Source organism: Lentzea sp. NPDC006480, from assembly GCF_040611995.1.
In the GTDB taxonomy this organism is placed as follows: Bacteria; Actinomycetota; Actinomycetes; order Mycobacteriales; family Pseudonocardiaceae; genus Lentzea.
Map to the genome: position 1 here is coordinate 1 of NZ_JBEXPJ010000111.1, position 20,320 is coordinate 20,320.

Annotated in this window: 21 protein-coding genes; 12 read left to right on the forward strand and 9 right to left on the reverse strand. The window is 67.9% G+C overall.

Annotated elements, in window-relative coordinates:
• Nucleotides 1–145: 145 nt before the first annotated feature.
• From ABZX92_RS32245 to ABZX92_RS32255, 3 genes are read left to right on the forward strand one after another with little or no spacing between them, the layout of a single operon-like run.
• A complete protein-coding gene (locus ABZX92_RS32245; RefSeq protein ID WP_355567693.1) occupies nt 146–1,681 on the forward strand; it encodes an amino acid permease in 1,536 nt (511 codons plus the stop codon).
• Nucleotides 1,682–1,741: 60 nt separating this feature from the next.
• Nucleotides 1,742–3,484, forward strand: a complete 1,743-nt coding sequence (locus ABZX92_RS32250; protein ID WP_355567696.1) for an alpha-L-fucosidase — start codon at nt 1,742–1,744, stop codon at nt 3,482–3,484.
• An 11-nt stretch (nt 3,485–3,495) separates the two neighbouring features.
• Nucleotides 3,496–3,951, forward strand: a complete 456-nt coding sequence (locus ABZX92_RS32255) for a MarR family transcriptional regulator (protein WP_355567699.1) — start codon at nt 3,496–3,498, stop codon at nt 3,949–3,951.
• On the opposite strand, the gene ABZX92_RS32260 is transcribed toward ABZX92_RS32255, so the two are convergent.
• Complete coding sequence (locus ABZX92_RS32260; RefSeq protein ID WP_355567702.1) at nt 3,948–4,553, reverse strand: hypothetical protein; 606 nt, start codon at nt 4,551–4,553, stop codon at nt 3,948–3,950. The genes ABZX92_RS32255 and ABZX92_RS32260 overlap by 4 nt on opposite strands.
• Here ABZX92_RS32260 and ABZX92_RS32265 point away from each other — a divergent pair.
• Nucleotides 4,543–5,805, forward strand: a complete 1,263-nt coding sequence (locus ABZX92_RS32265; RefSeq protein ID WP_355567705.1) for a glutamate mutase L — start codon at nt 4,543–4,545, stop codon at nt 5,803–5,805. The two genes, ABZX92_RS32260 and ABZX92_RS32265, sit on opposite strands and share 11 nt — an antisense overlap.
• Here the strand turns inward: ABZX92_RS32265 and ABZX92_RS32270 are convergent.
• Together ABZX92_RS32270 and ABZX92_RS32275 are read right to left on the reverse strand one after the other, a co-directional pair.
• The gene (locus tag ABZX92_RS32270) at nt 5,798–6,019 is read right to left on the reverse strand and encodes a helix-turn-helix transcriptional regulator (RefSeq protein WP_355567707.1); all 222 of its coding nucleotides are present in this window, start codon (nt 6,017–6,019) and stop codon (nt 5,798–5,800) included. The two genes, ABZX92_RS32265 and ABZX92_RS32270, sit on opposite strands and share 8 nt — an antisense overlap.
• A complete protein-coding gene (locus tag ABZX92_RS32275; RefSeq protein ID WP_355567710.1) occupies nt 6,019–6,498 on the reverse strand; it encodes a DUF2975 domain-containing protein in 480 nt (159 codons plus the stop codon). The genes ABZX92_RS32270 and ABZX92_RS32275 overlap by 1 nt, the downstream gene beginning before the upstream one ends.
• A gap of 77 nt (nt 6,499–6,575) precedes the next feature.
• Between ABZX92_RS32275 and ABZX92_RS32280 the strand changes: the two genes are divergently transcribed.
• Nucleotides 6,576–7,154: a TetR/AcrR family transcriptional regulator gene (locus ABZX92_RS32280; RefSeq protein ID WP_355567713.1), complete on the forward strand. Its 579-nt coding sequence runs from the start codon at nt 6,576–6,578 to the stop codon at nt 7,152–7,154.
• Here the strand turns inward: ABZX92_RS32280 and ABZX92_RS32285 are convergent.
• Both ABZX92_RS32285 and ABZX92_RS32290 read right to left on the reverse strand, forming a co-directional pair.
• Entirely contained in the window at nt 7,147–7,671 is a 525-nt protein-coding gene (locus ABZX92_RS32285; RefSeq protein WP_355567716.1) for a GNAT family protein, read from the reverse strand. The genes ABZX92_RS32280 and ABZX92_RS32285 overlap by 8 nt on opposite strands.
• A gap of 10 nt (nt 7,672–7,681) precedes the next feature.
• On the reverse strand, nt 7,682–10,087 hold the full coding sequence (locus ABZX92_RS32290; RefSeq protein WP_355567719.1) for a hypothetical protein: 2,406 nt from the start codon (nt 10,085–10,087) through the stop codon (nt 7,682–7,684).
• A 98-nt stretch (nt 10,088–10,185) separates the two neighbouring features.
• On the opposite strand from ABZX92_RS32290, the gene ahcY reads away from it, so the two are divergent.
• The 3 genes from ahcY to ABZX92_RS32305 are packed head-to-tail and all read left to right on the forward strand — an operon-like array spanning nt 10,186 to nt 12,553.
• Nucleotides 10,186–11,649, forward strand: a complete 1,464-nt coding sequence (gene ahcY, locus ABZX92_RS32295; protein ID WP_355567722.1) for an adenosylhomocysteinase — start codon at nt 10,186–10,188, stop codon at nt 11,647–11,649.
• Between the two features lie 50 nt (nt 11,650–11,699).
• A complete protein-coding gene (locus tag ABZX92_RS32300) occupies nt 11,700–12,158 on the forward strand; it encodes a hypothetical protein (RefSeq protein ID WP_355567725.1) in 459 nt (152 codons plus the stop codon).
• 14 nt (nt 12,159–12,172) lie between these two features.
• Nucleotides 12,173–12,553 carry a VOC family protein gene (locus tag ABZX92_RS32305; RefSeq protein WP_355567728.1) on the forward strand — a complete coding sequence of 127 codons (381 nt, stop codon included), beginning with the start codon at nt 12,173–12,175 and terminating at the stop codon, nt 12,551–12,553.
• Here the strand turns inward: ABZX92_RS32305 and ABZX92_RS32310 are convergent.
• From ABZX92_RS32310 to ABZX92_RS32320, 3 genes are read right to left on the reverse strand one after another with little or no spacing between them, the layout of a single operon-like run.
• On the reverse strand, nt 12,526–12,717 hold the full coding sequence (locus ABZX92_RS32310; RefSeq protein ID WP_355567731.1) for a DUF397 domain-containing protein: 192 nt from the start codon (nt 12,715–12,717) through the stop codon (nt 12,526–12,528). The two genes, ABZX92_RS32305 and ABZX92_RS32310, sit on opposite strands and share 28 nt — an antisense overlap.
• Nucleotides 12,692–13,546 carry a DUF5753 domain-containing protein gene (locus ABZX92_RS32315; RefSeq protein WP_355567733.1) on the reverse strand — a complete coding sequence of 285 codons (855 nt, stop codon included), beginning with the start codon at nt 13,544–13,546 and terminating at the stop codon, nt 12,692–12,694. Before ABZX92_RS32315 ends, ABZX92_RS32310 begins: the two co-directional genes overlap by 26 nt.
• Nucleotides 13,547–13,600: 54 nt before the next feature.
• Nucleotides 13,601–14,329 (reverse strand): alpha/beta hydrolase, encoded by a 729-nt coding sequence (locus ABZX92_RS32320; RefSeq protein ID WP_355567736.1) that lies wholly within the window; start codon nt 14,327–14,329, stop codon nt 13,601–13,603.
• Nucleotides 14,330–14,532: 203 nt separating this feature from the next.
• Here ABZX92_RS32320 and ABZX92_RS32325 point away from each other — a divergent pair, with 203 nt between their 5' ends.
• Complete coding sequence (locus ABZX92_RS32325) at nt 14,533–16,533, forward strand: hypothetical protein (RefSeq protein ID WP_355567739.1); 2,001 nt, start codon at nt 14,533–14,535, stop codon at nt 16,531–16,533.
• 192 nt (nt 16,534–16,725) lie between these two features.
• On the opposite strand, the gene ABZX92_RS32330 is transcribed toward ABZX92_RS32325, so the two are convergent.
• Nucleotides 16,726–17,694: a hypothetical protein gene (locus ABZX92_RS32330; protein ID WP_355567742.1), complete on the reverse strand. Its 969-nt coding sequence runs from the start codon at nt 17,692–17,694 to the stop codon at nt 16,726–16,728.
• A gap of 144 nt (nt 17,695–17,838) precedes the next feature.
• Between ABZX92_RS32330 and ABZX92_RS32335 the strand changes: the two genes are divergently transcribed.
• The 3 genes from ABZX92_RS32335 to mtrA all read left to right on the forward strand — a co-directional run bounded on the left by ABZX92_RS32335 (nt 17,839) and on the right by mtrA (nt 20,312).
• Nucleotides 17,839–18,483, forward strand: a complete 645-nt coding sequence (locus ABZX92_RS32335; RefSeq protein ID WP_355567744.1) for a dTMP kinase — start codon at nt 17,839–17,841, stop codon at nt 18,481–18,483.
• A 76-nt stretch (nt 18,484–18,559) separates the two neighbouring features.
• Nucleotides 18,560–19,390 carry an SAM-dependent methyltransferase gene (locus tag ABZX92_RS32340; RefSeq protein ID WP_355567747.1) on the forward strand — a complete coding sequence of 277 codons (831 nt, stop codon included), beginning with the start codon at nt 18,560–18,562 and terminating at the stop codon, nt 19,388–19,390.
• A 244-nt stretch (nt 19,391–19,634) separates the two neighbouring features.
• Nucleotides 19,635–20,312, forward strand: a complete 678-nt coding sequence (mtrA, locus tag ABZX92_RS32345) for an MtrAB system response regulator MtrA (RefSeq protein WP_030471262.1) — start codon at nt 19,635–19,637, stop codon at nt 20,310–20,312.
• Nucleotides 20,313–20,320 lie beyond the last annotated feature (8 nt).

Genomic DNA, 20,320 nt, shown 5'->3' on the forward strand with positions numbered 1-20,320 from the left:
TAGGGAACGCGGGGGCCCCGCGTTCCCCAGAAGGTAACGCGGGGCCCCCGCGTGACTTCCGGGAAGCGGAAAAGCGGCTGTAGGGATCTCGCATGCTGGATACCTCTAGGGTGGGCCGAACAGGTCCATCAAGGAGGTAAGCACCGTGCCGGGGAACGGGTTGTGGCGCACCAAGTCGATCGAGCAGTCGATCGCTGACACCGACGAGCCGGACACCAAGCTCCGCCGGGATCTGACGGCCTGGGACCTCACGGTCTTCGGTGTGGCGGTCGTGATCGGCGCCGGCATCTTCACGCTCACGGCGAGCACCGCGGGCAACATCGCGGGCCCGTCCGTCTCGCTGTCCTTCGTGCTCGCGGCGATCGCGTGTGCGCTGGCGGCGTTGTGTTACGCCGAGTTCGCGTCCACGGTGCCGGTGGCGGGCTCCGCGTACACGTTCTCCTACGCGACGTTCGGCGAGTTCGCGGCCTGGATCATCGGCTGGGACCTGGTGCTGGAGTTCGCGGTCGGGTCGGCTGCGGTGGCCAAGGGCTGGTCGGCGTACCTGCAGACGACGCTCGGGCTCATGGGCATCGACGTGAAGACCGAGGTGGGCGGGAGCTTCAAGTTCGACTGGGGCGCGGTGCTGCTCGTCGCGGTGCTGACGGTCCTGCTGGTCGTGGGCACGAAGCTGAGCTCGCGGGTCAGCGCGGTCATCACGGCCATCAAGGTCGCGGTGGTGCTGCTGGTGATCGTGCTCGGCATCGGCTACATCAAGGCCGAGAACTACACGCCGTTCATCCCGCCGGCCGCCGAGTCCGGTCCGGCCGCGCACACGGGCATCGAGCAGTCGCTGTTCTCGCTGATCACCGGTTACTCGGGCAGCACGTACGGCGTGCTCGGCATGCTGGCGGCCGCGTCGATCGTCTTCTTCGCGTTCATCGGCTTTGACGTCGTGGCGACCACGGCGGAGGAGACCAAGAACCCGCAGAAGGCCGTGCCGCGGGGCATCCTCGGGTCGCTCGCGATCGTCACCGTGCTGTACGTCGCCGTGACGCTGGTGATCACCGGCATGGTGCCGTACACGAAGCTCGCGACGCAGCCGGACGGCACGCGCGCGACGCTCGCCAGTGCGTTCCGGGACAACGGGGTCGACTGGGCCGCGACGGTGATCTCGGTCGGCGCGCTCGCCGGTCTCACCACGGTCGTCATGGTGCTGATGCTCGGCCAGAGCCGGGTGCTGTTCGCGATGTCGCGTGACGGACTCCTGCCGCGTGGCCTGGCGAAGACCGGCAGCCACGGCACGCCGACGCGGATCACGATCATCATCGGTGTGCTGGTCTCGATCGCGGCGGGCTTCTTCCCCGCCGGCAAGCTCGAAGAGATGGTGAACGTCGGCACGCTGTTCGCGTTCATCCTGGTCTCGGCGGGCGTGTGGGTGCTGCGCCGGACGCGGCCCGACCTGGACCGCGGGTTCCGCGTGCCGCTCGTGCCACTGGTGCCGATCCTCGCGATCCTCGCCTGCCTGTGGCTGATGCTGAACCTGACCGCGCTCACCTGGGTCCGGTTCATCATCTGGATGGCGATCGGTGTCGTCGTCTACTTCGCCTACAGCCGGCGCAACTCGGTGCTCGCCAAGCGGGGCTCCGCACCGGTCCAATCGGAACCGGTCATCAAGCACGGCGAAGAACCAGGGGTCTAGACATCGGATCTCTCTTCCTCCAAGCTCATGGTGCCGCCATGAGCTTGGAGGAGGAGTCCGATGCTCCACGCGCTGGTCGCAGCGCTGCTGGCGGTGCTGCCTTTGGCTGGTCCTGGCCCGAATCACGCGGTGGACGACCCGTTCACGTCGCCGCGCGCGCAGTGGTTCCAGGACGCCCGCTTCGGCATGTTCATCCACTTCGGCGGCTACTCGCAGCTTGAAGGCGAGTACCAGAGGTCCGACGGCTCCACCTGTCAGGACGCCGAGTGGATCATGAACAAGTGCAAGGTCCCGACCGCCGACTACGAGCGGCTGGTGAAGTCCTTCAACCCGGCCCAGTTCTCCGCCAAGGCCGTCGTCGACACGGCGAAAGCGGCGGGGCAGAAGTACATCGTCATCACGTCGAAGCATCACGACGGCTACGCGATGTGGCCCACGAAGGTCAACAAGTGGAACCTGCGCGACCACTCGGCGTTCGACAGGAAGCGCGACATCCTGGCCGAGCTCAAGGCCGAGGCCGACAAGCAGGGCATCAAGCTCGGCCTCTACTACTCGATCTGGGACTGGCACGACCCGGACGCGCGGTCGGCGCAGAACTTCGCGCGCTACAAGGCCCGCATGCGCGCCCAGCTCACCGAGTTGATCGACAACTACGACCCGGCGCTGCTGTGGTTCGACGGCGACTGGGACACCGACAACCCGCCGAACCCGTGGACCAAGCAGGACGGCGCGGACCTGGAGACCTTCCTCAAGGCCAAGGATCCGAACCTGCTCATCAACAACCGGATCTCCAAGCGTGCGCCGGGCGTCAAGGAACGCCGGGTCGTCGACGGCGACTTCGGCACTCCCGAGCAGACCTTCCCGTCCGCGCCGATCGACGGCCAGCTCTGGGAGTCCTGCATGACGATCCCTTCGAAGTGGGGATTCGCCAAGTGGGACAAGAACTTCAAGAGCGCCACGACGCTGACCCGCAACCTCGTCGACATCGCCTCGCGCAGTGGCAACTACCTGCTCAACGTCGGCCCCGACAAGCTCGGCCGCATCCCGGCGCCCGAGTCGGATCGCTTGCGCGCCATGGGTTCCTGGCTCACGCAGCACGGTGACGCGGTCTACGGCGCTCGGGCCGCACTGTGGGTCGAGGACCCGTCCTGGGGTGCCGTGTCGCGCAAGGACGACAAGCTCTACCTCTCCGTCTACGACTGGTCGAACTCCCTGCACCTCAAGGTTCTCGAACAGTTCGACGTGACGTCGGCGCGCGTCCTGAACAGCTCGCAGGCTGTCGCGGTGAGCAAGGCAGGCGATGGCTACGACGTGAAACCCAGTGGTGCCAAGACGAACGACGTCGCCACCGTGATCGAGTTGACGGTGAAAGGCGAGCAAGCAGCCCCCGTCGGCACCGGGAACGGCCTCAAAGCCCAGTACTACCCGTCGAACAACTGGACCGGCACGCCCACCACGAGCACGGACAAGTCGTTGAACTTCGCCTGGCGCTTCGACGGCGGTGACAACTTCTCCGCCCGCTGGACCGGGTTCGTGCAGCCGAGGTTCAGCGACACCTACACGTTCCTCGCGGTGTCCGACGAGATCGCGAAGGTGTGGATCGACGGCAAGCTCGTGATCGACGCCTCCGCGCCTCACCAGGCCCGCATCGACAAGGGCACGATCGCCTTGCAGGCCGGGAAGAAGTACGCGATCAAGGTCGACTACGCGGAGCGGACCGGCGAGGCCCACTTCAAGCTCCTGTGGACTTCCCCGAACCAGAACCAGCAGGTTGTCCCGGTCTCGCAGCTCTACACCAACTAACCTGCGGAGCCATGGGTAACGCGCGGTGGCTCTCCGAGGAGGAGGGCAGCGCCTGGCACCACTTCGTCCAGGCGTACCACCTCCTCGAGAGGCAGATCGAACAGCAGTTGCAGCGCGACGCGGGCCTCTCGCACGCGCAGTACAACGTGCTGGTCGTGCTGTCCGAACAGCCGGGCAACCGCATGCGCATGACCGAGCTCGCGCGCCGCGTCGTGGTGTCGAAGAGCTCGCTGACCTACCAGATCGGCAAGCTGGAGAAGTCGGGACTCGTGCGGCGCGAACCGCACGAGTCCGACGAGCGCGGCATCCTCGCCGTGCTCACCGACGCGGGCAGGGCTCTGCTCGACTCCGCCGCGCCCGGCCATGTCGAGACGGTCCGCGCGTACCTGATCGACCTGTTCACGCCGGAGCAGCTCGCCCAGCTCGGCGGCTTCATGCAGGTCGTGCACGAGAAGGCGGACGACTAGAGCGTCAGCAGGGCGTTGTCCTCCAGGAAGTCCGCCACGTCGTCCGGCCCGTGCCGGGTCACGTCGAACTCGAACACCGGCAGGATCGACTTCTTGGCCAGCTCGCGGAGTTGCCGCTGCTCGGAGATGAACGGTTCCAGCGACACGTACTGCTTCGGGTTCGCGCTGATCTTCAACCGCTCGGTCCGGGCTTCCTCGAACGTGTCCTCCGGCCGGGTGCACAGCACGATGGCGAAGTTGAGCGGCTTCAGCCGTTCCTCCAGCCACCCGAAGTCGAACTCACGCCCCTGCGTCGCCTGATAGGCCTGCGTGGACAGGTGGAACCGGTCGACGATCCACGAGTAGTAGCGCTGCAGTTCGAACAGCCGCACCCACGTCTCGTAGGTCTCCAGCGCCAGTTCAGTCTCTTCTTCCGCGAAGTTGATCAGCCCACGCCCCCACGGCTCGTTGCTGAAGGCGCTCCACTCCGCCGAGATCAACGGCGAGTGATAGCGGTACCTGCGGTGACCGACGAGCCGCGGGTGCTCGTTGAGCGCGTACGCCAGGTCGGTCTTGCCGGTCAGCCGCGTGCCTTCGAGGATCACCTTGGGCGTGAGCTTCATTCTGTTAGCTTGCCTTGTGATCCTGTGCCTCGACGTCGGTTCCACCTGGACCAAAGCCGCGCTCCTCACCGACGAGGGCGAGCTGGTCCGGACCGGACAGCACCCGACCACGCCGCCCGAGGTGCTGCACGGCATCGACGCCCTGCGCGCCGAAGTGGGCGACGGCGAGATCCTGGCGTGCTCGTCGGCCGGCGGCGGCCTCAGGCTCGCGGTTGTAGGTCAGGAACGCGTCGTGAGCGCCGAGGCCGGCTATCGGGTGGCGTTGAGTGCGGGCGCCAAGATCGTGCACGTCAGCGCGGGCCCGGTCGACGTGCGCGCGCTGCGGGCGTCCAAACCCGACCTGATCCTGCTGGTCGGCGGCACGGACGGCGGCGACCAGTCGGTCCTGCTCCACAACGCCGCCAAACTCGCCCGCGTCGCCGTGCCGATCGTCCTGGCGGGCAACATCGAAGCGCAGCCGGAGGCTCTCCAGCTTCTGGCGTCGAGGACCGTCGTGGCCTGCCCGAACGTGCTCCCGGACGTGGGTCAGCTCGCGCCGGAACCGGCCCGCAAGGCGATCCGCGCGGCGTTCCTGCAGCACGTGATCGGCGGCAAGGGCCTGTCGCGCGGCCCTCGTTTCCGCCAACTCGTGCGCGCCGTCACGCCAGACGCGGTGCTGGCAGGTGTGTCGAGACTGGCAGCGCAGGACCGTGAAGGCGCTGTGCTGGTGGTGGATGTCGGCGGCGCGACCACGGACGTCTACTCGGCGGTGTCCACGGCGGACAGCGAGGGTCTGGAACGGACCGTCGCCCTCCCGCCGGACCGCCGCACGGTCGAAGGCGACCTGGGCATGCGCTGGTCCGCACCGGGCGTCGTGAAGGAAGCCCACACCGAACGCCTCACCACCGAGGACCTGAGCGAAGAAGCCCGGAAACGAGCCGAGAACGTCGGCTGGCTCCCCGACGATCCAACCGTCGACGTGAAGCTGGCGTCGTTCGCGGCGATCTTGGCAGTGCGCCGCCACCTCCGTCAGGTCGACGGACAGCTCGGCCCGCACGGCGCGGGCCTGCTCGTCCTCTCCGGCGGCGTCTTCCGGCACACCGAAGACCTCACGCCCGTGATCGAAGCGCTGCGGGGCGACCCGGTGCTCCGCCCGATCCTGCGCACCGCCGAGATCACCGTCGACCGCGACTACGTCCTGGCACCGGTGGGCCTGCTCGCCGAGTCGGGGCGGCTCGAAGCCGCCGACCGACTGGCGAAACAACTCAGCTGACAGCCTCTTCCTCGTCCACGAACTCCAGGAGATCCCCTGGCTGGCACTCCAGCACCCGGCACATGGCCTCCAAAGTGCTGAACCGCACGGCTTTCGCCCGCCCGTTCTTCAGCACCGCCACGTTGGCCGGCGTCAGCCCGACCTTCTCCGCGAACTCGCCGACGCTCATCTTGCGCTTGGCCAGCTCGACGTCGATCCGCACGATGATCGCCATCAGATCACCGACTCCATGTCGGACCGCAACGCCGTCGCCCGCTGCAGCAGCGCCCGCATCACGATCAGCACGAGCCCGATCACGGAAACCCCCGTCGTGAACAAGAAGAACAACACCAGCACACCGGGGTCGTCGGCGATGAAGCCGAGGTAGATGAACACACCCACCAGCACGACCCACCCGGCCGCGATCGCCCAGACCATCACGTTCACCCACTTGATCGCGGCGTCGGTGAAGATCAGATCCTTGCGCACCAGCGTGAGCAGCTTCCAGGTGGCGACGATCACCACCTGCACGCACACCACCCAGAAGATCGCGACGATCATCGACACGAACTGCTCGTTCGCGTGCTCCGGGTGCTGCCCGGCCGAGTACATGTACGAGCCCGGGATCGACAACGTCTCCAGCACGACGAGGATCCCGAACAGCGCCACGAGGAAGAACCGGAGGGCGACCACCGCCCAACGCTCAGAAATCATGCATCGAGTATCGGTAGCGATCTATCGAAAGTCAATCGGTAGTGATCGTGTTGCAACAGGTCTCTACAGTGATCGCCGTGGGACTGCGTGAGCGCAAGAAGACCGAGACCCGAGCGGCGCTGTCGGAGGCCGCGCTGCGGCTGGCCCTGGAGAAGGGCGTCGACAACGTGCGCGTCGACGAGATCGCCGAGGCCGCGGGCGTCTCCCCGCGCACCTACAACAACTACTTCCCGAGCCGCGAACACGCGATCGTCGCGGGCATCACCACCTCCCGAGCCCAAGCCGTGGCCTCCGCCCTGCGCTCCCGGTCCGCCGACGAGCCCCTGGTCGAGTCGATCATCGCGGCGTTCGCCGAGCAGTACCGCGAACCGCCGTCCGACGCCGTCACCCTGATCAACTCGACCCCGGCGCTGCGCGAGGCCTACCTGGACTCGACGGCGTCCATGGAACCGCCGATCGCCGAGGTCATCGCCGAACGTCTCGGCAAGGACCCGCTGGGCGCCGAGGTCCTGGCCGCCGCGGTGTCGGCGGCCGCGCGGATCGGCATGCAGCGCTGGGTGGACCTGCGCCCGTCCGGCCTGGTCGTGATGACGGCGACGTCCGTGGAAGACCACCTGCGCGAGGCGATCGGCCACCTCGCGCCCGCCCTCACGTGAGCTCGTCGGCGAGCACGCACATCAGCAGCTCGTCGTGCCACTCGCCGTCGCGGTGGAACGCCTGCCGCAGCCGCCCGTCCACCTGGAAGCCGAGCTTCTGGTAGGACCGGATCGCCCGCTCGTTCGCCTCGACGACGGTGAGCTGGATCGAGTGCAGCCGCAGGGTGCTGAACCCGTACCGGCAGAGCGTGCGAAGGGCGTCCGTGCCGTAGCCGCCGCCCCAGTACTCCTGCTCGCCGATGTAGATGTCGACCTCGCCGCGCGCGTTGACCGGGTCCGCGTCCCGCAGCGCGACGATGCCGATGGTCTTGCGCTCCTCCAGCGTCTCGACGCAGAGCGTGACCTTCTCGTACGAGTTCTCCTGGCGGTCGGCGAGACGCTTGCGCAGCCCGGCCAGCGACTCGTGGAAGTAGGCCTGCAGCCAGCGCATGACGTTCTCGTCGTTGTGCCAGCGGTAGAGGGCGTCGGCGTCCTCGGGTTCGAGCGGCCGCAGAAGGACGAGATCACCAGTCAGCATGAGCCGGAGACTAGGAGCCGCCGAGGGTGTCCCGCGACCGGGTTTCCGGCCTCCGCGCGAACGGCAACGGCGGCGCTTCGGGCGCGTCCACGTCCAGCAACCCGGCCGCGATCGCCACCGCCCGATCCCACTCCGGATCCGACGTGTAGTCCGAGTGCGCGGCCACCCCGGACCGCCACCGCCGCCCGGGAAACGGCCCCCGCTGCGGATCCGGCAACCAGTGATCGCCTCCGAGAACCAAAGCCCCGGTAGGCCCGCGGAAGGCAGGCGCGAGAGCGCCTTCGGTCCCGTCCGGCCGATACCCGACGCCCAGCAGCATCCCGTCGAACACCTGCCGCCGCCACGTCATCACCGCGCCGCCCAACGGATCCGTGCCCCGGCACAACGCCCGCCAGCGCCCGTCCAGCCCACCGGCCAGCCGAGCCAGCGACGCGTGCGGCACCACGGCGGGAAACGCCCGCGGATAAGCCCACTGCAGCTGCGACCCAGCCGTGACGAGCCCGATCCGCTCGCGATCGTGCGCCGGCAGATCCTCCAACAACCGGGCAGCAGCAACAGCAACGAGCAACGACCCCTGCGAATGTCCACAGAGGACCACGCGAGTCCCGGGATCGCGCAAGTGGTCCTGCACGCGGGAAACCAGCTCCGGCACGACCTTCAACGCATAACAGGGCGGCACGATCGGATGCGCCTCACGCGGCCAGAACTGCGCCACGTCCGCGATGATCCCCAGCCGCCGCCCGGACTCCGGCTGCCGAGCCGCCAAGTACACGGCCCGCAACAGAGACACCGCCAGCAACCCGAGCACGAACACGCCAAAAGCCGAAACCGGCACCGTCCACGAAGGCAGCGGCACTTTGCGCACCCGCAGCACGGTCGCCACCGCAGCGCCGACCACCAGCACCGAAGCGATGATCAGAATCAGGTGATGCCCGTGGTTGCGTTCCCAGCGCGCCCACCACCAGGCCCGGGTCGCGGTGCGCAGGTCACGCATCCGCCCCGAGTGCAGCAGGGAAGCCTCGCGCGCCCACACCTTGCCCTTGCGGAACGCCCGCCACCGCACCGCACCGGTGAAGGAAGCCACCGCGAACGTGCTCAGCAACCCCAACGCACCGGCAACACCCCACAGAAGAGTGATGTAGGAGTACCCGACCGGCAGGGCCAGCCCGTCACCCAGAGCCTTCCGCACCGGCAACGCGATCCCGGCCCCGAACCCGCCACCCAGCAACCCGGCAATGGCCAATACCGGCGCCGAGAACCACCCGCCGGCCCAAGGTCGCAGCTCACGCGGCAACGAAGCCCAGGACTTGCGGGCCAGCAGAGCCGCCGGCACCAGCAAGACCCCGAACAACACCAGCACGAAAGCCAGCAGCAACGCGATGACCTGCACGGTCACGTCCGCGCCTGGCACGCGAGTGGGCAGCTGCTCCTGCAGTCCCAACGTCGTCAGCACCAACAAGGCGGACAACACCATCAGCCCTCGGCGAGGCTTGCGAGACAAAGCCGCCCGCAACCACCGCCCGCCACGATGAGGCGCCCCACCGGTCGGATCGTCGAGCAGCAGCACACCGAGCACCGACAGCCCGATGAACACCAACGCCACGACCCACGCGGAAGTAACAGCCACACCCATCGGCCCAGAAGCCGTGAGCTGCTTCAACGGCCCACCGAGCGCGATCAGCGAGCTCACCGCCAACGCCACCACGACGTGCAACGAACGCAGAGCGGGCGTGTCCGGATCAGTGGCGACGTGCGCTCCGGGCAGCCCGGACGAGGGCGCGTGTTCCTGCTCCTCCGCGTCCGCGATCTCCCGCCGCTCGATCCGCCACTCGACGTGCGAGATCCGGCGCATCACCGAGATCAGCACGATCACTGGGAGAAGTCCCAGAAACGTGCGGAACCAGGGAAACAGTCGCACGTCGGTTGGAATGCTGGTCAGACACGCCGCACCCGGCCGCAGGCACTGGGCGGCGAGCAGGTCGAGGCTCACCACCGAGACCTGCGCGACCAGCAGCGCTGTCAGGAGCAGCGCGAACACCCGCAGCAACGACCGCAGACCCAGACCCAGCAGGTGGCCGGGCAGGTTCTTCTCCGGAACAGGAGGCAGCATCCAGTGCGCGACGTTCGCGATGCTGAACGGGAAGAGCAGCGCCCAGGTGGCCTTGGCCACACCTCCGGACGTCATCCCACCCCAGAGGTACCCCTCCACCAGGCGGGGCACGGAGCGGCCCTCGGTCTGCAGCATCGGGCCCGGCGCGGGCCTGCGGAGTCTGTCGGCCGGGCGCACGATGCGCCCGAGTCCGTCTCCCGCAACGTCCACGGCCGCGACCGCGTCGACCAGCGTCTGCGGCGTCGTGCCCTGCACGCCGTGCACACGCAGCTCGACGACACGCGTGTCCGGGCCCGCAATCAACACCCGAGACCTCCCTCACCCAACGTGGGGGTCATAGTGGTGCATCCGCGGGCGGTATGGTCGGACGACACCCTCTCTGAAGTGCCCTGGAGGACTTCGCAATGACCGCGGACCGCTTGCAGACCCGCAACGGCATCGACTTCGCCGTCGCCGATCTCTCACTCCACGAGTTCGGCCGCAAGGAGATCCGCCTGGCCGAGCACGAGATGCCCGGCCTGATGGCGTTCCGTCGCGAGTACTCCGGGGTGTACCCGCTCAAGGGTGCGCGTGTCTCGGGCTCGCTGCACATGACCATCCAGACGGCCGTCCTCATCGAGACGCTGGTCGACCTGGGTGCCGAGGTGCGCTGGGCTTCTTGCAACATCTTCTCGACCCAGGACCACGCGGCCGCTGCCGTCGTCGTCGGCCCGTACGGCACGGAGGAGGAGCCCAAGGGCATCCCGTGCTTCGCGTGGAAGGGCGAGACGCTCGAGGAGTACTGGTGGACGGCCGAGCAGATGCTCACCTGGCCGGACGGCAAGGGCCCGAACATGATCCTGGACGACGGCGGCGACGCGACGCTGCTGGTCCACAAGGGCGTCCAGTACGAGGCGGCCGGTGTCGTCCCGCAGCCCGAAGCCGATGACGCCGAGGAGTGGAAGATCGTCCTCGAGACGCTCCGCGCGTCGCTCGCCGCCGACGGCAAGAAGTGGACGAACATCGCGGCCGGCATCCGCGGCGTCACCGAGGAGACCACGACGGGCGTCATGCGCCTGTACCAGCTGGCCGCCGCCGGTGAGCTGCTCTTCCCGGCCATCAACGTCAACGACGCCGTGACGAAGTCGAAGTTCGACAACCGCTACGGCATCCGCCACTCGCTGATCGACGGCATCAACCGCGGCACCGACGTCCTCATCGGCGGCAAGGTCTGCGTCGTCGCGGGCTACGGCGACGTCGGCAAGGGCGCCGCCGAGTCCCTGCGCGGCCAGGGCGGCCGGGTCATCATCACCGAGATCGACCCGATCTGCGCCCTGCAGGCAGCCATGGACGGCTACGACGTCCAGCGCCTCGAAGACGTGCTGGACCGCGCGGACATCATCATCACCACGACGGGTAACAAGGACGTCGTGATGGTCGAGCACATGGCGCAGATGAAGCACCAGGCGATCGTCGGCAACATCGGCCACTTCGACAACGAGATCGACATGGCCGGCCTCGCCCGCTACCCCGGGATCCGCCGCAACAACATCAAGCCGCAGGTCGACGAGTGGGTGTTCCCCAACGGCCGCTCGATCATCGTGCTGTCGGAGGGCCGCCTGCTGAACCTCGGCAACGCGACCGGCCACCCGTCGTTCGTCATGTCGAACTCCTTCTCGAACCAGGTGATCGCGCAGATCGAGCTGTTCACCAAGCACGAGGAGTACGACAACGAGGTCTACCGCCTGCCCAAGGTGCTGGACGAGAAGGTCGCCCGCATCCACCTGGAGGCGCTCGGCGGCAAGCTCACCAAGCTGACCAAGGACCAGGCCGAGTACATCGACGTCGACGTCGAGGGCCCGTACAAGTCGGACCACTACCGCTACTGAGCTTCACCTGACAGGGGCCTCCCGCGCGCGTGCGGGAGGCCCCTGTTTTCATGTTCGCCGTGGGATTCTTCGGCACGTACGCGTATGAGAACGGCCAGTGGAAGACGCTGTCCGAGGGCGAGCTGCCACCGCTGGTGGAGCCGTTCCTGTGGATCGACATCCACGACAGCGACATCACCTCGGTCGTCTACGCCCCTGGCGGTCCGGGCACCGGCGTCGCCTACCTGGGCCTGACGCCGCGCACCTATTTCGAGAACCCCAGTGCCTCCGACCCGACGGACGTCCTGCGCGAGGCCGCCGGACTCGCCGCCTGGTGGGCGCTGCAGAACTCCGGCGATGCCACCGCCAAGCAGGCGGAGCTGCTCGGCTACCTGGCTTCGGACGAGAATCCGGACGACTTCTCGCTGGACGAGGAACAGGACGTCGAGGACGTCGACGTGTTCGTCGAGCTCAAGACGGCGCAGTTCCTGGAAGTGCTCGGTTTGCCGGTGCCCTACGAGCTCGGCTGACTAGCCTCGGTGTGGTGCATCGCAGCCGACTGTTCGGGATCTTCATCGACACACCCGTCGCGGAAGCCGGTGCGGCCGCGAACTTCTGGTCCGCCGCGCTGGGCGTCCCGGCTCGTCCGGTGGCGGGCGAGGAGCATTTCACGGCCCTGGACGGCGCCGTCCCCGGCTTGACCGTCGACGTCCAGGCGGTCGACGACGCACCGCGCTACCACGTCGACATCGAGACCGACGACGTGGCGGCGGAGGTCTCCCGTCTGACGGCGTTGGGCGCGAAGCCGGTCTCCCGCTGGCTGGACTGCCACACGCTGCGCGCGCCGGGCGGTCACCTGCTCTGCGTGGTGCCCGTGCACAGCGATCCCGAGACGTTTCAGAGGCTCGCCCGAACGTGGCCGTGAACGAACGCCTGCCAGGCGTCGGCGCTGAACCCGAGCTCGGGGCCCGCCGCGTTCTTGGAGTCACGCACGCGCACAGCCTGGGCAAACGCCACCTCGACGCAGTCGTCATCGACGGCATCCCCGCCGCTGTAGCTGCTCTTACGCCAGGTGCAGTCTCCGGTCACTGAGGTCCTCCCGCGATCGACTGGCGAGGTCCGCCACCATCGACCGCGATTGTTCCTCACTGAGAGCGAGCGCATCCAGGCGCGCGAAGATCGACTTGCAGCGCTTCACCCCGACGTCGTCCTGCACGAACACCTTGGCGAGGTCGGAGTGGGTGTAGGCGACGCTGCCGCGTTTCTCGTACTCCCACAACACGTAGTGCCCCATGAAGACACCGGCCGGGCCGATTGCCGACGGCACGATTCGGAGGACATGTGTGTGGAACAGCAGCCTCATGAGCTGTTCTTCCATGATCTCGTCACTGCCGACTTTCAGTCGCAGCGCGCTCTCATGAACATAGAAGGTGCACGCCGGACGATCATGCCGTCGCATGATCGCCTGCCGTTCCATCCGGAAACGGACCGCTGCCTCAACCAGATCCGGGCCGAGCACGCCACGGGCCTCGTACAGCGCCCTCGCATATTCCTCGACCTGCAGCAGCCCCGGAACTGTCGTCAAGTCGTAGGTCGTGATCTTGTCTGCCATGGACTCGGCCATCGACATCGTGCGCAGGTTGCCTGGGACTTGCACGATCTGAGAGTTGAACGCGGACCGGTAGCGTTCGAGGAAGTCCTCGATGAAGGACTGCGGACGTCCGCAGCGGCCCAGGTACTGGACGATGTCGATCTCGCTCGCCCGCACCTTGCCGTGCTCGATGTTCGAGACCTTTCCCGGATCCCATCCGAGCATGCGGGCGATCCGCCGACCGCGGAATGTCGTGTAGCGCTCCCGCACCTGGCGCAGTTCATCGCCCAGGTCACGGCTGTACGGAGTCGACGGATCGCCGTTCATTGCCCCGACGTTAGGTGATGGAGCCGGAACAACATCGTGCCCAAACGGGTGGAATCACTTCAGGTGCCGCGCGAAGAACTGGTTCGCGTAAGGCCCCTCGAACGCCGGGATTCCGGTGTGCCCGCCCAGGTTGGCGTGCAGCGTCTTCTCCTTGGACCCGAAGGCGTCGAACAGGTCCAGCGCCAGCTGCCGGTCGTTGCCCTCGTCGTCCCACTGCAGCAGGACCAGCAGCGGAGTGGTGACCTGCCTGGCCTCCTCGAACATGCTGCGGGGCACGTAGCTCCCGGCGAACAGCAGGGCGGCCGCGATGCGCGGGTCGACCGCGGCCAGCCGGAGGCCGATGGCGAGCACGCCGCCGGAGATCCCGACCGGGCCGTCGATGATCTCGGGCAGCGCCAGCAGGGCGTCCATCGCGGCCTGCGATTCCGGCGCCGCCTGGTCGACCAGCGGGAGGATGAGCCGCTGGACGATCTCGTCGGCGACGGGTTCGCCGGCCTCGATCGCCCGGCGCAGGTCGGCGCGGGCCTGTTCGGCTGCGGAGGAACGGGGCCGGTCGCCGCTCCACGGGAGTTCGACGGTGGCCACGGCGTAGCCCTCCGCCACGGTGCCCACGGCCCTGGCCGCGAGCCGGGAGTACATCCTGTCCAGTCCGCCCTGGTTGCCCATCAGGATCAGGGGAGCGGGTTCGGAGCCGGACGTCCACAGGATGCCGGGAACGTCGCCGAGGGTGAACCTGCGCTCGACGACGTCGGCGTCGAGGCGTTGTTCGGAAGTGAAGTGCATGGTCGTGCCTTTCCGGAGTGCTCGCGAAACGGCGCTCCCGGACGACGACCTATCGCCCGACCGTGACCCCGCAGGGGAGCACCCATGTCGAAATGTGCACGGGTACCACCTCCTCGGTCTCTCGCACGGTCGCCGGAAAGGTAGCAGTGCGGTCGTCGCCCGCCCAAGCGTTTTACGTTTGACGTGCGGGTTTTACTGGCAACGTGCGGACGACCATCATCAAGAAGACCCTGCGCGTGCCACTGTCGGACGGCGCGCGGGGTGATGGCGGCACGACCGCCAGGCAGCTCGACGCCGCGCTGATCAAGGTCGGCTTCAAGGCTTCGCGCGAGCTGATCGAACACATCTCCGACGTGGCCGGTGCCGAGGAGTACGCCCAGGAGATCGTCCGGGCGGTCAAGGAGCTGGTCGGCGCACGAGCGCAGCACAACCCGTACTTCAAGGACTTCCCGCACAACGTGCCGGACACGGTCGCGTTCTGGCTCTCCTGCATCTCCGACGTCGCCGAGTTCTCCGGCAACCTGCTCGATCTGCCCAAGTACGGCCGTGTCCAGCACACGTACGAGGAGATGCTCAAGGCGCACGACGAGCTCATCCCGTCGCTCAAGGACCGCATGACCGTCCTCGAACTGGGCGGCACGCTCGACGAGGAGATCACCCGTCTCTACCTGGAGCTCGCGGAGAGTCCGATCCCGCTCGGCGAGGACGACCGGGTGCTGCTCGGCGAACTGGCGACGCAGCGTCTCGACGTCGTGCCGGAAGCCGTTCCCACCAGGGAGAACCGCGCGATCCTCAACGCCGCCCGCCTCGTCGCGCAGCGGCCGCTCGCCGGCGTCGACACGGTCACCGACGTCCTGCGCCTGGCCGCGGAGGCGTCCGGCGGCGACGTCACGCTGCGCGAGTCCACGCGCTTCCGGTCGTTCCGCAGGCCTGAGCGCCGCGCGTTGCTGGCCGCGCTGGACGAGGTCGACCCGAGCAAGTTCGGCGACGTCAACCAGCACCGCGAGGCGTGGAAGCGGCTCGGTGAGCGGCTGCACCCGCACGAGCACCCGTTCGCCGGCGCTCAGGACGTGTTCGCGGTGGCGCGCAAGGAGAAGGTCGCCAGGTCGTTCGCCGGCCAGGTCGAGATGGCGTTCGCGGCCAACGATCCGGACCTCGCGTCGCGCATCCTCGCGAAGGCGCCCGGCATGCTCCTGCGCAGCGTGGACCGGCTGGTCAGGAGCGGTGCGTCGAACGTCGCCGAAGCCGTGGCGAACGCTGTTCCCGACGTGTCCGGGCGCGTGCTGGTGTCGGTGCTGGAACACCTCGGCAACCGCTCAAAGCCCGACACCGCAAGGGTGTTCGCGAACCGCGGCCGGAAGGTGTGGATCACCGACGACACCCGCCCGCCGATCGACGCCACGGCGATCGTCGAGGTCATCGAGGCCGAACTCGTGCGCAGGCTGCCGGAGTACTCGTCGCTGACAGTCGACCCCGAGGTCCTCGACGTCGTCGTGCCGATGTCCGGCACGGCCACCGAGGACGGTTTCGGCGTGCTGCCGCGCGGCTCGAAGATGTGGCTGGAAGGCGATGTGCTGCGGTTCTTCGTGCACTGGCACCAGAACTCGAAGCGCACCGACTACGACCTGTCGGTGGTGCTGCTCGACGAGAACTTCGCGTTCAGGGGCCAGGTGTCGTGGACGCGGCTGAAGGACGAGGGCGCCTTCCACTCCGGCGACCTCACCGACGCGACCGATGGCGCGACCGAGTTCATCGACCTGCACCGCGATGCGGTCGAGGCGAAGTACATCGTGCCGCAGGTGAACGTCTATGCGGGGGAGGGGTTCGACGAGGTCGCCGAGTCGACGTTCGGGTTCATGACCCGCGACCTCGACCAGCTGGGCAAGCCGTTCGAGCCGAGCACGGTTCGCGCGCGGTCGTCCATGCGCGGCAAGGGAAAGGTCGCGCTGCCGATCATGTTCGAACGGCAGGGTGACCTCTGGTTCGGCACCTGGCTGCACCTCTACCTGCGCGGCAACGTGTGGGGCAACCGGGTCGAGGAGAACCGCGACCTGGTCAAGCTGATCACCGCGGCGGCGTTGCACCGCAAGTACTTCACCGTGCGCAAGCTGGTGGAGTTGTTCGAGCGCAAGGGTTCCACCGCAGATGCAGGCACCATCCACATTGGACCTGTCGCAGAACTCGCAAACCTGCTGTCGGACTGAGGGTTTCGCTGCTAACGTGGTTGGCGCGAGGCCATGAGAGAGCTTCCTTCTGAAATCCGGAACCGGAATGGTCTTCGGACCGCCGGTCTTCAGCCCTCTCGCTTTCCTCGACTCATTCCGGCGACGTGTGTCCGCAGAACGCGCGGACCACGTCGTTCGTCGTGCCCTCTGGGGGCACCCCAGACCCCGGGCCTAGCTCCACTCGACGGCGATGCCCGCGATGCCGGGGCCGACGTCGCTGAAGTACGCGCTGACGACGCCGCCGAGCCCGCACACCAGCTCCTCGACGTCGACCGGGGTGGCGTCGGCCGAGGCCCGGAACTGCTTGAGGCAGCGCGCGGGCATCGCGCGCCGGTGGAACGACAGCTGCACCAGGTACGAGCCGCTGGTGTCGCGGAACGTCCGGTGGTGGCCAGGAGTCGCGCCGCCGGTGTCGTCGACGATCGTGAAGCTGAAGACGTGCTCCTCGCCGGCCGAGAGCCGCCGGTCGAACAGCATCTCCACCGCGAGGTTGCGGGAAGCGCTTTCCCGGCGCAGCCGCCCCTGCCGGCATCCTTCGCCGGCTCTCACCATGGCGTTCTCGATCAACGAGCCGTCGTCGCCGCGATGCACCGCCAGATACCTGTCGGGCCCCTGTCGCACCGCCCGCACGACCAGCCGGGTGGTGATCGAGCGCTGTTCGCGGTGCATGCCGAGCTGCACGGTGTCGTGAACCGACAAGACCTCAAGATCGGCGTTGCCCCGCGCGGCCTCGGGTACGGAGTCGAACGACGCGAGCAGCGGCGCGGGCTCCGGCCAGGTCGCGACAGGACGCGGCAGATAGGTGTTGGCGTTGCGCGGGCCGATCAGGTCGAGCAGTGACGACGGCGGCAGGCGCAGCACGGACTCGAGCGCGCGCACCGTGCTGATGGCACGCGGGACCTCGGGGTGGCGCAGACCGCGTTGCCAGTACGAGAGCGTCGACTGACCGACCTGGACGCCGAGTTGTTCGAGGTGGGCGCGCAGCCGGGCGAGCGAGAGGCCTCGGTGGGCGATCGCCTCGCGCAGGGCGCGGTGGAACGGCCCGTAGCGCAGCGTCTCGGCGAGAGGGGTCGGCAGACCCCCGGTCGGGTGACCGATCGGTTCGTTGACCGATTCGGCGTGCCCGGAATCCGCGGCCACCGCGGCACCTACCCTTCACACACGCGCTGCGTGACTGTTCACCGTAGTCACTCGATCTGGTGATCGAAAGATCGGATTTCGCCCGTGTGGGGGATGTGTGGCGGCCATGTGAGTGGCCGGCCCCGGTCCCGTTAGGGTTCGGCCGTGGGAAAGCTCGTAGTGATCGAAGGCCTTGACGGTGCCGGCAAGCGCACGCTCGCCAACGGCCTGACGGAGGCGCTGCAGGCCCAGGGCAAGTCCGTGACCAGCCACGCGTTCCCGCGCTACGGCCAGAGCGTGCACGCTGACCTGGTCCGCGACGCCCTCTACGGCAACATCGGCGACCTCAGCGACTCGGTCTACGGCATGGCCGTCCTGTACGCGCTGGACCGGCGCGGGGCGGCCGACCAGATCCGCGAGGACCTCGAAGAGCACGACGTCGTGCTGCTCGACCGCTATGTGGCTTCCAACGCCGCCTACAACGCCGCGCGGCTGCACCAGGACGAGAACGGCGAGTTCGTCGAGTGGGTGCGCGCGCTGGAGATCGACCGCTTCGGCCTGCCCGTCCCGGACCTGCACCTGCTGCTCCGCGTGCCGGTCGAGGTCGCGGCCGAGCGAGCCGCGAAACGTGAACAGGACGATGACTCGCGTGCCCGCGACATCTACGAGTCCAACAGCGGGCTGCAGGCCAGATGCGGTGTCGTTTACGACGGATTGGCGAACATCAACTGGCTGGCCCCGTGGCAAGTGGTCGACGGGCGGTCAAACGTGAAGTTTCATTCGCTTCTGGAACCACTCTTCACTCCTTGAGTGGTCGCTCACGTGCGTACCGATTGACACGATCGTGGATCCGGTACGTCACTGTGAGTGTATAGGAGATCACAATTTGAAGCGTGTTCTGCAGCGCCCCCCGGTCGGAGTCGCCCGTACGGCTGTTCTGATCGCTGCCGCCCGCGCCAACGAGCAACGTCATCTCCGCCGCCTCTTCACCGATTCACTGGCCGCAGGACTCGTGGAGGCCGCCGGCTCCGCGAACGACCTGAACGGCGTCCGGACCCTCGCGGGCGATCACTTCGTCCTGCGCACCCGGTACTTCGACGACCAGCTCCTCAGCTCGGCCCAGCCGCAGGTAGTGATCATGGCGGCGGGCCTCGACACCAGAGCGTTCCGGTTGCTGTGGCCGCCGGGCACAACACTCTTCGAGCTCGACCTGCCCGAGATGGTCGAGTTCAAGGAAGATGCTCTGCACGATCTGCAGGCCCGGCCCCGGTGCGAACGGGTGGTCGTCCCCTGCGACCTCCGCGAGGACTGGCCGACAGCGCTGATCCAGGCGGGGTTCGACCCGAAGAGGCCCACAGCGTGGTTGCTGGAGGGCCTCTTCATGTTCCTGCCCCCGGACGCGGGTGACCGGATCTTGTACTGGGTGAGCGCGCTGTCCACTCGGGGCAGCACGCTCGCGCTCGAACACGTCAACCGCGAGTTCCGCGAGCTGCCGCAGATGCGGCCCGTGCACGACCGGTTCGACACGCTGGACGCCCGCTGGCAGTCCGACGTGGAGGACCCGGTCGAGTGGCTCGCGGGCCACGGCTGGCACGCCACCGTCACCCATCAGGTCGATCTCGCCGCGCAGCACGACCGCGCGGTGCCGGCGATCACCGACCCCCGGAAGGTGGGTGACGCGCGCATCTGGCTGGCCTCGGCGATCCACACGGTCTGAGCTGTACGCGGGGCCCTTTCGTACTCTCCTGCAGTACGAAAGCTCCCCGCGTACTGCTGAACACCTGGTAACGAAAGGTGAACGTCGCGCGGTTATTCCGGCGACGAGCAGGCCAAATCGGGGCGAGGTGGGGTACGTGGAACGACAGTTCCGACCGGTTACCGAGCGAGCGCACATCGCCACCAGCGGCAACGGAGCGTGGGCGGTGCGCGAGCGCGCGACCGGGAGTGCGACGATGTTGAGTATGAAGGCACGCGTGCTCGTCGTCGATGACGACCCCGCCCTGGCGGAGATGCTGACGATCGTGTTGCGCGGGGAGGGCTTCGACACCGCGGTGGTCGCCGACGGTGCCCGTGCCCTGCCCGCGCTGCGCGAGCTCAAGCCCGACCTCGTGCTGCTCGACCTGATGCTGCCGGGAATGAACGGCATCGACGTCTGCAAGGCGATCAGGTCCGAGTCGGGCGTGCCGATCGTGATGCTCACCGCGAAGAGCGACACGGTCGACGTGGTGCTGGGCCTCGAGTCCGGCGCGGACGACTACGTGGTGAAGCCGTTCAAGCCGAAGGAGCTGGTCGCCCGCATCCGGGCGCGGCTGCGGAGGACCGAGGCCGAGCCGTCCGAGGTGCTGCAGATCGGCGACCTCACGATCGACGTCCCCGGCCACGAGGTGCTGCGCGAGGGCAGGCCGATCCAGCTCACGCCGCTGGAGTTCGACCTCCTCGTCGCTTTGGCTCGCAAGCCGCGCCAGGTGTTCACCCGCGAGGTGCTGCTCGAGCAGGTGTGGGGTTACCGCCACGCCGCCGACACGCGCCTGGTGAACGTCCACGTGCAGCGGTTGCGGTCCAAGGTCGAACGGGACCCGGAGCACCCCGAGGTGGTGTTGACTGTTCGCGGCGTCGGGTACAAGGCCGGCCCTCCGTGACAGGTGGC